Source organism: Planobispora rosea, from assembly GCF_014648175.1.
In the GTDB taxonomy this organism is placed as follows: domain Bacteria; phylum Actinomycetota; class Actinomycetes; order Streptosporangiales; family Streptosporangiaceae; genus Planobispora; species Planobispora rosea.
Genome location: NZ_BMQP01000031.1, coordinates 46,997 through 61,976 on the forward strand (window position 1 = coordinate 46,997; position 14,980 = coordinate 61,976).

Here is a 14,980-nt window from a genome sequence, read left to right on the forward strand (position 1 = left end):
CGCACGCTAGGAGTCGAACCCGAGGCCCATCCTGTCCAGGGTGCGCAGCCAGAGGTTGCGGCGGCCCTGGTTGAGGTCGGCCCGGGCGATCGACCAGCGGGTCATCTGGATGCCCGCCGAGCGGATCGGCTCGGGCGGGAACGGGATCGGCTTCTCCTTGACCATCCGCAGCTCGGTCCGCTCCGTCCGCTCCCCGCTCAGCATGTCGAGCATGACGTTGGCCCCGAAGCGGGTCGCCCCGACGCCCATCCCCGTGTAGCCGACGGCGTAGGCCAGGCGCCCGCCGTGCGACTGCCCGTAGAAGGCGCTGAAGCGGCTGCAGGTGTCGATGATCCCGCCCCACCGGTGGGTGAAGCGCAGCCCCGACAGCTGCGGGAACGTGGTGAAGAAGTGCTCGGCCAGCTTGACGAAGGTCTCGTCGCGCTGCTCGTACTCCGGCTTGATCTTCCCGCCGTTGTAGTAGACGGCGTCGTAGCCGCCCCACAGGATGCGGTTGTCCTGCGTCAGCCGGTAGTAGTGGAACTGGTTGGCCGCGTCCCCGACGCCCTGGCGGTTGTGCCAGCCGACCGAGGCCAGCTGCTCAGCCGAGAGCGGTTCGGTCATCAGCGCGTAGTCGTAGACCGGCACCAGGAAGTGCTTCAGCCGCCGCAGCAGCGGCTGGAACACGCCGGTGCCGAGGGCGACCCTGGCGGCCTTCACCGTGCCGTACGGCGTCAGCAGGTCCAGGCCCGCCGGGACGTCCTTGACGGAGCGGACGGGGGTGCGCTCGTAGATGCGCACGCCCAGGTCCAGGCATGCCTGCCGCAGACCCCACGCCAGCCGGGCGGGGTCGAGCATGGCGCAGCCGTCGCGTTCCCACATCCCTCCGACGTAGGTGGGCGAGTCCACCTCCGCCCGCACCCGGTCGGCGTCCATCACGTCGAACCGGACGCCCAGCTCGCGGGCGACCTGCGCGCTCTCGTGCATCTCCTCCAGCTGCCACGGCTCGGTCGCCACGTGCAGCTCCCCGGTGCGCTCGTAGCCGCAGTCGATGCCGTAACGGGTGACGGTCTCGCCGATCTCGTCGAGGTTGCGCAGGCCCATGTGCTCCAGCGTCGAGATCTCCTCGGGCCAGCGTTCCAGCCCGTTGGCGATGCCGTGGGTGAGGGTCGCCATCGCGAAGCCGCCGTTGCGCCCGGAGGCCGCCCAGCCGATCCTCCGCCCTTCGAGCAGCACCACGTCCAGCGACGGGTCGCGCTCCTTGGCCATCAGAGCCGTCCACAACCCCGAGAAGCCACCGCCGACCACCGCGAGGTCGGCCGTCGTGTTTCCGAACAGCCGCGCCTGCGGCTCGGGTTTCGCCGTGCTGTCGAGCCAGTACGGCTTGCGCTCCGCATCAGTCAGTGCCTTCAGCGGATCCACAATCTCACTTCCCAACGTGAGTCTTGAAAGCGTTTCTTGAGTTGATTGCTCGATCAGTCAGTTGATCGGGCGCGGGTTCCCCCCGCCTGATTCCGATCTCGCCTCCCTGTTCCTTGCCGCGGACGGTATGCCGGGGGCCCCGCACCACGCGGTACGGGGCCCCCGGAGTCCTCAGGCGCGACGCCTGCTCGCAACCGCGTTGGCGATCGCGATGGCGACTCCGATACCGAAGATTAGCGTGCCCATGACGTTGACTTGCGGGGGAATGCCCACTTTGACCGAACCCATGATCCACAGCGGGAACGTCAGCTGGTTGCCGTTGACGAAGCTCGTCACGACGTAGTCGTCGATGGACAGCGCGAAGGCCAGCAGCGCCCCGGCGAGCACACCCGGCATGATCGCCGGAAGGGTGACCAGCCGGAACGTGGTCCACGTGCCCGCCCCCAGATCCCTGGCCGCCTCCTCAAGCGAGGGGTCGAGCCCGACCACCCGGGCGCGCACCGTCACCACCACGAAGGACAGCGAGAACAGCACGTGCGCGATGGTGATGGTGGCCAGGCCCCGGGGGGTGTTGCCCGAGACGAACAGGGACAGCAGCGAGGCTCCCATGACCAGCTCGGGCGTCGAGATCGCCGCGAAGACCAGGAAGTTGCTCACCCCCCGCCCGCGGAAGCGGTGCCGTCCCAGGGCCAGGCCCAGGGCGGTGCCGATCACGGTGGTCAGCACGGTGCTGACCACCGCCACCTGCAACGAGTTGACCAGCGCCCCGGTGAGGGAGCTGTCGGCGAACAGCTCCCCGTACCAGCGGAACGTGAAGCCCTGCCAGGAGGTGTTGGACTTGCTCTGCTTGTCGTTGAAGCCGAACATGATCATCACGATGATCGGCGCGGTGAGCCACGCGATGATCAGCCAGGTGTAGCCGTGCAGGAGCCTGTCGCCGAGCTTGCCTGTCATCGGGCCGCCGCCTCCAGCACGTTCTCGGTGCCGAGCGACCGGGCGTAGACGAAGATGCCCACCAGCAGCACCGCCATCAGCGTGAACGACAGCGCCGACGCGGTCGGGTAGTCGTTGTTGGTCATGTACTCGGTCTGGATGATGTTGCCGATCATCGTGGTGCCGGTGCCGCCGAGCACCCGGGCGTTGACCGGGTCGGCCGTGGCAGGCACGAAGGTCATCAGCACGCCCGCGAAGACGCCCGGCAGCGACAGCGGCAGCACCACCCTGCGGAAGGCCGCCCACCGCGAGGCGTACAGATCGTAGGCGGCCTCGATCACCCGCGGGTCCACCCGCTCCAGCGCCACGTAGATCGGCAGCACCATGAACGGCAGGAAGTTGTAGACCAGGCCGCCGATCACCGCGAACTCGGTGGCCAGCACGTGGAAGCCCTGGGGCAGCAGGCCCGCCGACTTCAGCGGCCCGAACAGGATGCCGTCGTCGGCCAGCAGGAAGCCCCAGGAGATCGTGCGCAGCACGAACGAGACGAAGAACGGCAGCAGCAGCAGGAACAGGTACATCGACTTGCGCCTGCCGCCCTTGAAGGCGATCCAGTAGGCCATCGGGTAGGCCAGCAGCAACATGATCACCGTGGCGACGCCGCCGTAGACCAGCGACCTGATCATCTGCGTGTGGTACTGCCCGATGGCGGCGGCGTAGTTGGAGACGCTGAAGGTCTGCTGGAAACCCTCAAGGATGTTGCCGGTCGTCAGCGAGACCGAGGCCATGGCCGCGATCGGCACCACGAAGAAGACGCCGAACCAGATCCACGCCGGCAGCGCCAGCAGGTACGGCGCGGCCGTCGCTCTGACTCTTCTCATCCGCTAACCCTGGGTGACGGCCTGGAACATGCTCTGGAACGCCTCCTGCTCCGCGGGTTCGGTAGGCGAGACGTAGCCGTGCAGCTTGGCGTAGTCCTCCTCCGAGGGGAAGACCAGCGGGCTCGCGATCATCGCCTCGAGCGCCTCCTTGTCCTCGCCCTTCAGTCCCGCGGCCTTGGTCGACAGGAGCTCCTTGACCGCGGGCACCGGCGTGACGTACTGGATGTACTCCGTCAGCTCGGCGGCGACCTCGGGCTTGTACAGGTGGTCCATGAGCATGAGCGCGTCGACCGGGTTGGCCGCGCCCTTGGGGATCATCATGTTGTCGGTCCAGATGGTGCCGCCCTCCTCGGGCACCGCGAACGCGACCGGCTCCCCGGCGAGCTGGCGCTGGAAGACGTCGCCCGACCAGCCCATGGTCAGCCACACGTCTCCCTTGGAGACCGCGTCGATGTAGTCCTGGTCGAAGTACTTGCGGACGAGGCCGTCCTCGCGCTGCTTGTCGAGCAGCGCGGCGGCCTTCTCCCAGTCGGCCTTCGTGGACTTCTCCGGCGTGATGCCGAGCGCGAGCAGGCCGTAGTTGGCGATCTCCTGGGCGTCGGCCATCATGCCGACCTTGCCCTTGTACTTGGGGTCGAACAGCGCCTGGATGCTGGTGATCGGCTCCTTGACGTACTTGGTGTTGTACGCGATGCCGGTCATGCCGGAGGTGTAGGGGATGGAGTAGGTGTTGTCCGGGTCGTAGGCCGGGTTCTTGTACTTCGGCGCGGCGTTGGCGGCGAAGTTCGGCAGCTGCTTGTGGTCCAGGGCCACCAGGTAGCCCAGGGCCTGCATGCGGGCGAACTGCATGCCGTTGGTGATCACGATGATGTCGTAGCCCAGCGGCTGCCCGGCCTTGAACTGCGGCTCGGCCTTGCCGAAGAACGTCGCGTTCTCGTCGATGACCTCGAGGTAATCGAACGCGATGCCGGTCTCCTGCTGGAACTTCTTCAGCGGTCCGCGGTCCTCGGGCATGTACTCCGGCCAGTTGGCGAAGACGACCTTGCCGTTCTTCTGCTTCCCGGACCAGAAGTCGGCGACCTCGGACGGTTTCGGAGCGGCCTTCTGCTGCCCCTGGACGCCGCAGGCGCTCAGCGCGAGCCCGGCGGCGGAGAGCCCGGCCAGGCGGAAGGCGTCGCGCCGGCTGACGGAGCGGCTGCGGGTCATGCCGCGGAGGAAGGCGGGGGAGGTGCGGGGGTCGTGCATGAGGAGGCTCAACTTCCGATCGCGTACGAGTGATGCGGCTGCCACGACAACCACACGGCGTCACCACGTTCCGCCGTGCTGCTGCTGTCGAGCGCGTTCTGCTGGAACACGGTGACCTCGGCGCCGTCGGCGAGGCGCACCGCGTAACTGTTGTACAGGCCCAGGTAGACCACCTCGGACACGGTGCCGCGCACCGCGCTGAGCCCCCCCGCGGGCTCCTCCGTGGAAATGGTGATCTTCTCGGGGCGTACGGTGATCGTGATCGGGTCCCCCGCCCGATGCGACGCCTCCGCCACCAGGACCCGCCCGCCCTCGTCCAGCGCGAGTACGGCGTTGCCGGACTCGACCCGGTCGACGGTGCCGCGGATCAGGTTGGAGGTGCCGATGAAGCCGGCCACGAACGCGGTGGCCGGGCGCTCGTAGATCTCCCTGGGTGAGGCGAGCTGCTCGACCAGGCCGTCGTGCATGACGGCGATGCGGTCGCTCATGGTGAGCGCCTCGCTCTGGTCGTGCGTGACGTAGACGAAGGTGATGCCGACCTCGCGCTGGATGCGCTTGAGCTCGATCTGCATGGCCTGGCGGAGCTTGAGGTCCAGGGCGCCCAGCGGCTCGTCCAGCAGGAGCGCCCGCGGCCGGTTGACCAGGGCGCGGGCCAGCGCGACCCGCTGCTGCTGGCCGCCGGACATCTCCCTGGGGCGGCGCTTCTCGCGGCCGACGAGGTCCACGATCTCCAGAGTCTCACCGACGCGCCGCTTGATCTCGGCCTCGGGGGTCTTCCTCCGCCGCAGGCCGAAGGCCACGTTCTCCCACACGTTCATGTGCGGGAAGAGCGCGTAGGACTGGAACACCATGTTGACGTCGCGCCGGTTCGGCGGCACGTTCGTCACGTCCCGGCCGTGGAGCCGCACCACGCCGCGCGACGGGTCCTCGAACCCGGCGATCATGCGCATGGTGGTGGTCTTGCCGCAGCCCGAGGGGCCGAGGAGCGAGAAGAACTCGCCCTCGGCGATGGACAAGGTGACTCCCTTGACCGCCTGGACGACCTCACCGTTGGCGAGATACTCCTTGACGACTCCGTCGAGCTCGATGGCGGGCACCTGGGGTGCGACGGGGGAGGCCATGGCCTCCCCCGTGCCCGCCTGGGTTTCGGTCATACCAGGCTTGTCTCTCTGTCCGCGGCTATTCGCCGATGTAGTGCATGACGTGCTTGACCCGCAGGTAGTCGTGCAGGCCGAAGACCGACAGGTCCTTACCGTAGCCCGAGTGCTTGAAGCCTCCGTGCGGCATCTCGGACACGAAGGGGATGTGGGTGTTGACCCACACGACACCGAAGTCGAGCTTCCTCGACATGCGCATCGCCCGGCCGTGGTCGGAGGTCCACACCGAGCCCGACAGGCCGTACTTGACGCCGTTGGCCTTGGCCAGCGCGTCGGCCTCGTCGGAGAAGGTCTGGACGGTGATGACCGGGCCGAAGACCTCGTTCTGCACCATCTCGTCGTCCTGCTGGAGGCCGTCCACGACGGTCGGGGCGAAGAAGTAGCCCCTGTCCCCGATGCGGTGGCCACCGGTCAGGACCTTGGCGTGGCCCGGGACCCGGTCGAAGAAGCCCGCGACGCGCTCCAGCTGGGTGGCGTTGTTGAGCGGGCCGTACAGGGCCTCCTCGTCCGCCAGGTCGCCGGTCCTGGTGTTCGCGGCGGCCTCGACGAGCGCGGCGGTGAACTCGTCGTGGATGTTCTCGTGGACCAGCACGCGGCAGGCCGCGGTGCAGTCCTGGCCGGCGTTGTACAGGCCCGCGGTGGCGATGGCCTCCGCGGCGGCCTTGATGTCCCTGACGTCGTCGAAGACGACGACCGGGGCCTTGCCGCCGAGCTCCAGGTGGACCCGCTTGAGGTCGTCGGCGGCGCTCTTGGCGACGGCCATGCCGGCGCCGACCGAACCGGTGATCGCGACCATCGCCGCGGTCGGGTGGCCGACGACCAGGGCGCCGGTCTCGCGGTCGCCGACGACGACGTTGAAGACGCCCTTCGGCAGGACCTCACCGATGATCTCGGCCAGCTTGAGCGTGGAGACCGGGGTGGTGTCGGACGGCTTGAGCACGACGGTGTTACCGGCGGCGAGCGCGGGGGCGATCTTCCACACGGCCATCATCATCGGATAGTTCCAGGGCGTGACCTGGCCGACGACGCCGATCGGCTCGTGCCGGATGACGGAGGTGTGGTCGGCCAGGAACTCTCCGGACGTGGGGCCCTCAAGCGTGCGGGCGGCGCCGGCGAAGAACCGGAAGTGGTCGGCGGCCACCGGCGTCTCGTCCTCGGCCATACGTGCCCGCGGCTTGCCCGTGTTGCGGCACTCGGCCTCGTTCAGCTCGTCGGCCCGCGCCTCGATCGCGTCGGCGATCTTCAGCAGCAGGTTGGCACGCTCGCCCGGCGTGGTCTGGCCCCACGACTCGAACGCGGCGGCCGCGGCGGCGTAGGCCGCGTCCACGTCCTCCGCGCCGGAGATCGGCGCCCGCAGATAGGCTTCTCCGGTGCAGGGATCGATGATGTCGGAGAACCTGCCGCTCGTGGCTTCCACGAACTCGCCGTTGACGTAGTTTCGAAGACGGGTGAGCTCAGGGTTCTCAACCGGGGTGGTCACCGTCGACCTCCTAGCGCATGGGGGTTGAGTTGTCGCGACTCTTACAGAGCGACAGTCTCTCAACAAGGGATTTCGTTGTGAAGATACCAAATTGCTACGGAATCGCTTGACAGAGCGGTCAGAACTGACAACATGTCGCACCGAACCCGCAACATGACAGACACAGCCCTGAAACCTCTTCATGGGAGCGAGGATGACGACACCACCGAAGGTACGCCGGGACGGTGAATCCAAGCCCGGCACCGTCGTCCTCGACGAGATCTCCAAAAAGATCATCGAGGAGTTGCAGGGCGACGGGCGCAAGCCGTACGCGGCCATCGGCAAGGCCGTGGGGCTGTCCGAGGCGGCGGTCCGCCAGCGGGTCCAGCGCCTGCTCGACGCGGGCGTGATGCAGATCGTCGCGGTCACCGACCCGCTGACCCTCGGCTTCTCCCGGCAGGCGATGATCGGCATCAAGTGCGAGGGCGACCTGGAGACGGTGGCCGACGAACTGTCGGCCATCGCCGAGATCGACTACGTCGTGCTGACCGCCGGATCCCTCGACATCATGGTGGAGGTCGTCTGCGAGAGCGACCAGCACCTCCTGGAGATCCTCGGCAAGATCCGCGCCATCCCCACCGTGCGCGCCACCGAGACCTTCGTCTATCTCAAGCTCCACAAGCAGACCTACTCCTGGGGCACCCGCTGACACTCCCCGGGGCCTCCGGGGCCTCCGGGACGTCCGGAGCGTTCACGGAGGTTCCCGGTGGGACCGCGGGGCCTCCGCCGCACGCGGGGTCCCCGTCCGCCGCACGCTCCGTCATCCGCCGGAATACCCCTCCAGGACGTCGGCCATCTCGGCCAGGAAGCCGTCCACCTGGCTCACGGAGTATCCCGGCTTGAACATCACCGTGTTGAACCGGGCCGCGCGCACCTCCGCGGCCGTGAGGGGCTGATCGGTGGTCCCCCGCAGAGTGGCCACGATCCGGTCGAGGAACTCGTCGACCTCGCCCTCGTCGTAACCCATGCCCAGCCGTCCGGCGCGGAAGGCGACCCGCTCGACCCTGACCGCCTGCTCCTCCCGCCCCTCGAACGGCTGCTCCTCCCGCCCGCCGAACAGCTGCTCCTCCGGCCCGCCGGGCATCACGCCGTCCCGCTCCAGCGGCGGATACCGCGTCAGCAGGGACTGCGGCGGCTGCGGCCACAGGGCCGCCTCGCCGGGGACGTCGGTGCGCTCCCCCGCCACCAGGACATCGGCCTCGCCGATCCCGGCCAGCGCGACCTCGTCCGTGGTGGCTTCGTCCACGGCGATCTCGTCCGCCGGGGCGGCGTCGCGCGCTCCGGCCGCCGACCGGGGCTCGTCGTCCGCCGTCCAGGGCTCGTCGGCCCACGGCGCGGGGGCGGAGGCGTGGACGGCCTGCGGCCGCGGGAGGCGTCCCCGCTCCGGACGGGTCTCGATCGCCACGATGAAGGCTTCCAGCGCGAAGTCCACGGCGGTCTCGTTGTACCCGCCCAGCTTCGCGCGGAAGCGGGCGTCGCGGATCTCGTCGGCGGTGATCGGCTCGCCCACCAGCTCGCCCCGGCCGAGGGTTCCCTCGATCCGGCGGACCAGCGCGTCCACCTGATCCGGGTCGTATCCGGAACGCAGGCCCAGCACCCGTGGAAAGCGGTTCAACCCCGCATCCTTTCCGTCCCTGTATGTGAGACCACCATTCTGGAGGGCCCGGACCGGTAAAGCGAGCGTCCGCGGGCGGTAGGGTGACGGGCCTATGCGCCTGTCCAGCGTGTCGTTCCGTTACTCCCGCCGCGGCCCCTGGGTCCTGCGGGACGTCGGCCTCGTCCTGGAGGCCGGGTCCGTCGTGGAGGTCACCGGCCGCAACGGGGCGGGCAAGTCGACGCTCCTGCGGCTCCTGGCCGGAATCGTCCGCCCCTGCCGGGGATCCGTCACCGCGCGGCCCCCGATCGTCGGCTACGCCCCCGAGGTGTTCCCGGTGGACCAGCCCTTCACCGTCGCGGCCTACCTGGCGCACATGGCCCGCGCCCGGCGCGTCTCCCCCGCGTCCGGTACGGCCCTGGCCGAGCGGCTGGGCGCGTCCCACCTGCTCGACCGGCCGCTCGGCGACCTGTCCAAGGGCAGCGCGCAGAAGGTCGGCCTGATCCAGTCGCTGCTGGCCCCGCCCGGCCTGCTGATCCTGGACGAGCCCTTCGCCGGGCTCGACGAGCAGACCCGCGCCGAACTCCCGGAGATCATCGGGGAGGTCGCCTCCGGCGGGGGCACGGTCGTGGTCAGCGACCACCAGAACCAGTTGCGCAGCTTCCCCGGCGCCGAACACTGGCTGGTCGCGGACGCCTCGGTCACCGTCCTGGACGGCGAGCGGGTACGGCGGGCGGTCATCGAGGTGATCGTCGGCGTGGAGGAGGCCGACGAGGTCGAGCAGAAGCTCCGCGCGGACGGTTACCTCACCAGGCGGACCGCATGATCCATCACACCGCTCTCATCCGGTTCAAGCTGGCCGCCTACGCCCGGTCCCACCGGCTGCTGCAGCCGGTGATCGGGCTGTTCGTCATGATGGTCATCTTCTACTCGACGCTGGTCCCCCCGGGCAAGGAACTGCCCTCCTACGCGGACTCCGCGGGACTGCTCATCATCGTCTTCGCCTGGGCTGCCCGGGGCCTGCTCGACACCGAACCCCCGGCGCAGCGGCTGATCTCGGCGACGTCGGCGGGGAGTCCGCGCCGGGAGGTCGCCGCCGGGTTGCTGGCCGCGCTGGCCGTCAACCTCGGGCTGGCGGCCATCGCGGTCGTCCTGCCCCTGCTCCACGGCTTCGCCGTCACCCCGCCCGCGGGTGACGTCGCCCGCGGCGCGGGCCTGCACCTGCTCGGCCTGAGCGCCGGGACCGCGCTGGGAGCGCTGACCAGCAGGCCGATCCTGTCCTCCCCGGCGGCCTCGATGCTGACGTTGTTCGGCGGCTACCTCGCGCTGCTGCTGGCCAGCCTCACCCCGGCCGGCGCGTTCACCGTGCCGGTCATGCCGTGGATGCGCGCCGCCAACGCCGGGACACTCGACGAGATCCTCCTCCCGGTCACGGCCGCGACCCTCTTCTGGTCCGCGACCGGCGCCGCGGTCTACGCACGGCTCCGCCGTACCCGGCCCTAGCCCCGGCCGGCCTCCTCCGCAGCCGGGCTCACACGCTGTCCTCTTCTCAGGCGTCCCGGTCCGGTCCGAGTCCCTCGACGGCGGTGACCGCGGTGAGCCCGGAGACGATCATGACGGGGGCGAGGACGGGGTTGGCGACGAGCCGGATGCGCGGCGCGTGGGTGAACAGTACGGTCAGTCCCGCGCTGTCGAGATAGCCGACCTCGCTGAGGTCGACGATCAGCGGGCCGTCGTCGGCGGACCGGGCCAGGGCGGCGTCAAGGGTGCCCGCGTTGCTCATGTCGATCTCACCCGTGACGGTGAGGACCGAGGCACCGTCAGGCCGCCGTGACGTGGCCAGGGTCAGGGGAGTGCTCATCGGGCGATCCTCACATGCATGTCGACGGTGGTGCCGGTGACGCCGGCGTCGATGGTCACCTTGTGCATCAGGGCGCGCATGAGCGCGACGCCCCGGCCGCGGTGAGGGCTGGCCTCGGGCTGCGGCGGCTTCCAGCGGCCGCTGTCGGCCACCGTCAGATGGAGGCCACCGGCGGTGGCGACCGCGCGTAGCCGCACCGTACGCCCCGGAGCGTCGCGGTGGCCGTGCTCGATGGCGTTGGCGCACGCTTCACCGGCGGCGACCAGGACATTCTGGATCATGGAAGGGTTGAGCCCGCAGCGGTTCAGCCAGTCGCGCAACGCCGTACGCACCGGTGCCAGCTGGGTCGACTCGGCGGGGAAGGCCACCTCCAGCGGCGCGGGCTGGCGGTACAGCAGCAGGGCGACGTCGTCGTTGAAACCGCGCTCCGGCTCCAGCCGGGTCATGACGTCGGTGGCGAGCTCCTCGATGGGAGTGGACCGGCCGTCCTGGACCACGGCGCCGGCCCGGCCGATGCCCTCGGTCAGCGGGCGCCGCCGGCGTTCGACCAGGCCGTCGGTGTACAGCAGCAGAGTGGAGCGGGCCGGCATGGTGTGCCCGGCCTCAGGACGGGGATTGCCGGGGCGTACGGCCAGGGGCGTGGAGCGGCCGCCGTCCAGCAACGCGATGGCCCCGTCGGGGTGGGCCAGGATGCCGGGCGGGTGGCCGGCGCTGGAGTAGGCGATGTGGCCGGTGGCGGTGTTCAGCACGCCGCAGAAGACGGTGGTGCACCTGGCGCCGGGTACGAGGGCGGCGAACCGGTCGAGGGCGGTGAGCACCTGGGCGGGGCCGGCGTCCTGCAGCAGCAGGGCGCGGCAGGCGCTGCGCAGCTGTCCCATGACGGCCGCGGCCTCCAGGCCCCGCCCCACGCAGTCGCCGACCACGATGCCGATGCGCTCCTCCGACAGCGGCACGATGTCGTACCAGTCGCCGCCGACCTCCAGCGGGCGGGTGGCGGGCTCGTAGCGTACGGCGAAGCCCTCGGGAAGCTGCGAGGGGCCGAGGATGGCACGCTGGAGGGCCACGGCGGCCTCGCGCTGCTGGTCGAGCTGGTGAGCCCGGTGCAGGCCCTGGCCCAGATGGCCGACCAGCAGCGCGAGCAGGGTCTGGTCCTCCGTGGTGAAGGGCCGGTTCTGGCCCAGGTCGACCCAGACGGACAGCAGGCCGCCGGGGTGCTCCAGGGTGACGCCGGCTCCACCGGCCGCGTACGCCAGCGGACGCAGCGGCGGGTGCTCGCGCAGCGCCGTCAGCTTCTCCCGCAGGCTCTCCGGCAGACCCGGCCAGCCGGAACCGGAACCGGAGCCGGAGGACGTCACCACCGGTTCGGAGCCGTCGTCCCAGAGGGCGGCCAGGACCTGCCGGGCCTGCCAGACCTCTCGCAGTGCCTCCAGGGCTCCGCCCAGGGCGTCGTCCAGGTTGTCGGCCTGGGAGACGCGCATGCTGAGCGCGGCCAGGGCGCTCTCCCGTTGCACGAAATAGTGCTCGCTGGTGACGTCGCGGAAGGTGCCCACGACCCGGCGCCGGCCGGTGTCGGGGTCGGTGACGTCGTTGAAGGTGACCGCGACCCAGACCTGGTGCCCGTCCCTATGGGTGACGGGGATCACGCAGCTGCCCCTGCCATCCCTCACCAGCTGGTCGAAGGCGTCGGCGACCATCGCGTGGGCCTGCGGGTCGTCGTCCTCGTCCGGCCACCACGGGTGCAGCGGGGTGTAGGGCAGGCCCTCGGGGCCGTAGCCGAGGATGTCGGTGAACGCCGCGTTGATCTCGATCACCGCGCCGTTCTCGTCGGTGACGAAGAACGCTTCCTGCAGTGATTCGATCATGGCGTTGCGCCACCGGGCGTGGTGGTTGCGCATCCGCGCCAGCTCCACGTTCGCCCGGACCCGCGCCAGCAGCTCGGCGGCGGAGAACGGCTTGACCAGGTAGTCGTCCGCGCCCGCCTCCAGGCCCTCGATGGAGGCCTCCTGCCCGGCGCGCGCCGACAGCAGCAGCACCGGGACGTTCGAGGTGCGCGAATCGGCGCGCAGGGCGGCCACCAGTTGCAGACCGTCCAGGCGCGGCATCATCACGTCGCTGATGACCAGGTCCGGCGGGTCGGCGCGTACGGCTTCCAACGCGGCCCGGCCGTCGCCGACCACGGTCACCCGGTAGGCCGGCCGCAGCAGCCGGGCCAGGTAGTCGCGCATGTCGGCGTTGTCGTCGGCGATCAGCACCCGGGCGGGCACGCCGTCACCCGCCGCCGGGGAGTGCTCACCGGCGGAGACGCCGGGGGCGGCCACCTCTTCGGGAGCCGTACCGTCTCCGGGGAGCCAGCGCAGGGCCTCTTCGACGAACGGGCCGGCGGTGGCCGGGGTGGAGGCGGTCTCCGCCACGCCGGCCGGCACCAGGCTGTCGGCCGGCAGATGGTCGGAGCCGAAGGGCAGCCGGATGGTGAAGGTCGTGCCCTCGCCCTCGACGCTGTCGGCGGTGATGGTGCCGCCGTGCAGGCCGACCAGCTCCCGAACCAGTGCCAGCCCGATGCCGCTGCCCTCGTTCGAGCGCGACCGGGCGCTCTCGATGCGGTGGAAGCGCTCGAACAGCCGCGGCACCTCGCCGGCGGGGACGCCGATGCCGGTGTCGGCGACCGTGACGACGGCGTGACCGTCCCGCGCGCGCAGCCGGACGCTGATAGCGCCGTCGAAGGTGAACTTCAGGGCGTTGCTCAGCAGGTTGAGCACCACCTTCTCCCACATGCCCCGGTCGATGTAGACCGGTTCGGCCAGCGGCGGGCAGTCCACCTCGAAGGCCAGCCCGGCCCTGTCGATCGCGGAGCGGAAGACGCTGGCCAGCTCGGCGGTCACGGCCGCCAGGTCCACCGGCTCGTAGCGGGCCTGCATACGGCCGGCCTCGATGCGGGAGAAGTCGAGCAGGGTGTTGACCAGCTTGCCCAGGCGCAGCCCGTTGCGGTGGACGACCTCCAGCTCCTCGCGCACCTGCGCGTCGGCTCCCTGCAGGTGGCCGCGCAGTTCCTCCACCGGCCCCATGATCAGTGTCAGCGGGGTGCGGAACTCGTGGCTGATGTTGGAGAAGAAGACGGTCTTCGCGCGGTCCAGCTCGGCCAGCTCCTCGGCTCGCCGCTGCTGGGCCTGGTAGCTGCGGGCGCTCGCGATCCCCGTCGCGACATGTCCGGCGGCCAGCTCGATGAACCCGCGGTAGCCGTCGTCCAGGGGCCGGTACCGGTTGAGCGCGGCGACCAGGAATCCGTACGGCGCACCGCCCTGCTGCAGCAGCGGCACCACCAGCGCCTGCACGGGAGGCTCCGGCCACTTCCCGGACGGCAGGACGGCGAACGGGGCGCCGTCGAGCTCCACGAGCACCGACTCCCCCCGGGCCGGCACCGCCGCGGGCCACACCCCGTCCGGATCGTCGGGCGGCAGTGCGACGGGGGCGGCCGGATGCCCGGCGGAGATCCCGGCCGCTCCCGCCAGCCGCGCGCGGCCGTCGTCGTCGAACAGGTAGGTCAACGTGAACGGAAGGTCCTGCGGGTTGCGGCCGAGCTGGCGGCAGGTGAAGGCCAGCATCTCCTGCTCGGTACGGACCACGCTGGGATCGGAGCCGAGATCCCGCAGCGTCGCCATCCGCCGTTCACCGATGACCCGCTCGGTGTCCTCGCTGACGACGCACAACATGCCGACCACCGTGCCGTCGTCGTCCCGGAGGGGACTGTAGGAGAACGTGTGGTAGGTCTCCTCCGGGTAGCCGGACCGTTCCAGGAACAGCAGCAGCGCCTCGTCCCAGGTCGCCTCCCCGGCGGCCAGCACGGTCTCGATCCGCGGGCCGATGTCGTCCCAGATCTCCGCCCACACCTCGCTGGCCGGCCGGCCCAGTGCCCACGGGTATTTCCGGCCCAGGGTGTCGCGGCGGTAGGCGGCGTTGCAGAAGAACGTCAGCTCCGGCCCCCACGCCATCCACATGGAGAAGCGGGATGACAGGACGATGCTCACCGCCGTCCGCAGGCTCTGCGGCCATCCGGCCGGCGGCCCGAGCGGGGTCGCCCGCCAGTCCACCGCCGCCAGGTCCCGGCCGATCTCGTCGGCGACGTCGAACACGGCGGCAGGCGTCTCCGCCTCGGCAGGCGCCTCACCCTCGGCAGACGTCTCAGCCTCGGCAGACGTCTCAGCCTCGGCATGCCTCTCAGTCTCGGCCGCTGTCACCGGCCCGCATTCGGCGTCGTCGCGGCGTGTCATCTGGCGCCCTCCCGTTCGCACCGGACCCGTCCACTCCGCCCCGCGCTCATCGCCCCGCCTCTTTCCGCATGGACGGATCAACGGCTCCACCGGCGTGATCCCGCACGTCACGTAAGAGTCACGT

The 14,980-nt window shown here is 70.3% G+C and carries 12 protein-coding genes; 3 read left to right on the forward strand and 9 right to left on the reverse strand.

Going from position 1 to position 14,980, the window contains the following annotated elements; genetic code table 11:
* Positions 1-6 precede the first annotated feature (6 nt).
* From IEZ08_RS26850 to IEZ08_RS26875, 6 genes are all read right to left on the reverse strand, one after another.
* A complete protein-coding gene (locus tag IEZ08_RS26850) occupies positions 7-1,401 on the reverse strand; it encodes an NAD(P)/FAD-dependent oxidoreductase (protein ID WP_068921810.1) in 1,395 nt (464 codons plus the stop codon).
* A gap of 171 nt (positions 1,402-1,572) precedes the next feature.
* The gene (locus IEZ08_RS26855; RefSeq protein WP_068921809.1) at positions 1,573-2,355 is read right to left on the reverse strand and encodes an ABC transporter permease; all 783 of its coding nucleotides are present in this window, start codon (positions 2,353-2,355) and stop codon (positions 1,573-1,575) included.
* Positions 2,352-3,215: an ABC transporter permease gene (locus IEZ08_RS26860; protein ID WP_068921808.1), complete on the reverse strand. Its 864-nt coding sequence runs from the start codon at positions 3,213-3,215 to the stop codon at positions 2,352-2,354. Before IEZ08_RS26860 ends, IEZ08_RS26855 begins: the two co-directional genes overlap by 4 nt.
* Positions 3,216-3,218: 3 nt before the next feature.
* Positions 3,219-4,460: an ABC transporter substrate-binding protein gene (locus IEZ08_RS26865; RefSeq protein WP_084779642.1), complete on the reverse strand. Its 1,242-nt coding sequence runs from the start codon at positions 4,458-4,460 to the stop codon at positions 3,219-3,221.
* A gap of 8 nt (positions 4,461-4,468) precedes the next feature.
* Positions 4,469-5,614 carry an ABC transporter ATP-binding protein gene (locus IEZ08_RS26870; RefSeq protein WP_068921807.1) on the reverse strand — a complete coding sequence of 382 codons (1,146 nt, stop codon included), beginning with the start codon at positions 5,612-5,614 and terminating at the stop codon, positions 4,469-4,471.
* A 25-nt stretch (positions 5,615-5,639) separates the two neighbouring features.
* Positions 5,640-7,097, reverse strand: coding sequence for a gamma-aminobutyraldehyde dehydrogenase (locus tag IEZ08_RS26875; protein ID WP_189243234.1), 1,458 nt, complete (start codon positions 7,095-7,097; stop codon positions 5,640-5,642).
* A gap of 193 nt (positions 7,098-7,290) precedes the next feature.
* Between IEZ08_RS26875 and IEZ08_RS26880 the strand changes: the two genes are divergently transcribed.
* Positions 7,291-7,785: an Lrp/AsnC family transcriptional regulator gene (locus tag IEZ08_RS26880; protein WP_068921805.1), complete on the forward strand. Its 495-nt coding sequence runs from the start codon at positions 7,291-7,293 to the stop codon at positions 7,783-7,785.
* A 111-nt stretch (positions 7,786-7,896) separates the two neighbouring features.
* On the opposite strand, the gene IEZ08_RS26885 is transcribed toward IEZ08_RS26880, so the two are convergent.
* Positions 7,897-8,751: a DivIVA domain-containing protein gene (locus IEZ08_RS26885; RefSeq protein WP_084779641.1), complete on the reverse strand. Its 855-nt coding sequence runs from the start codon at positions 8,749-8,751 to the stop codon at positions 7,897-7,899.
* Positions 8,752-8,845: 94 nt separating this feature from the next.
* Here IEZ08_RS26885 and IEZ08_RS26890 point away from each other — a divergent pair, with 94 nt between their 5' ends.
* Complete coding sequence (locus tag IEZ08_RS26890) at positions 8,846-9,556, forward strand: ABC transporter ATP-binding protein (protein ID WP_068921803.1); 711 nt, start codon at positions 8,846-8,848, stop codon at positions 9,554-9,556.
* Positions 9,553-10,233, forward strand: a complete 681-nt coding sequence (locus IEZ08_RS26895; protein WP_068921802.1) for a hypothetical protein — start codon at positions 9,553-9,555, stop codon at positions 10,231-10,233. The genes IEZ08_RS26890 and IEZ08_RS26895 overlap by 4 nt, the downstream gene beginning before the upstream one ends.
* Positions 10,234-10,279: 46 nt before the next feature.
* Here IEZ08_RS26895 and IEZ08_RS26900 read toward each other — a convergent pair whose 3' ends face one another.
* Positions 10,280-10,591: an STAS domain-containing protein gene (locus IEZ08_RS26900; protein WP_068921801.1), complete on the reverse strand. Its 312-nt coding sequence runs from the start codon at positions 10,589-10,591 to the stop codon at positions 10,280-10,282.
* The gene (locus IEZ08_RS26905; RefSeq protein ID WP_189243235.1) at positions 10,588-14,856 is read right to left on the reverse strand and encodes a SpoIIE family protein phosphatase; all 4,269 of its coding nucleotides are present in this window, start codon (positions 14,854-14,856) and stop codon (positions 10,588-10,590) included. Before IEZ08_RS26905 ends, IEZ08_RS26900 begins: the two co-directional genes overlap by 4 nt.
* Positions 14,857-14,980: the final 124 nt, after the last annotated feature.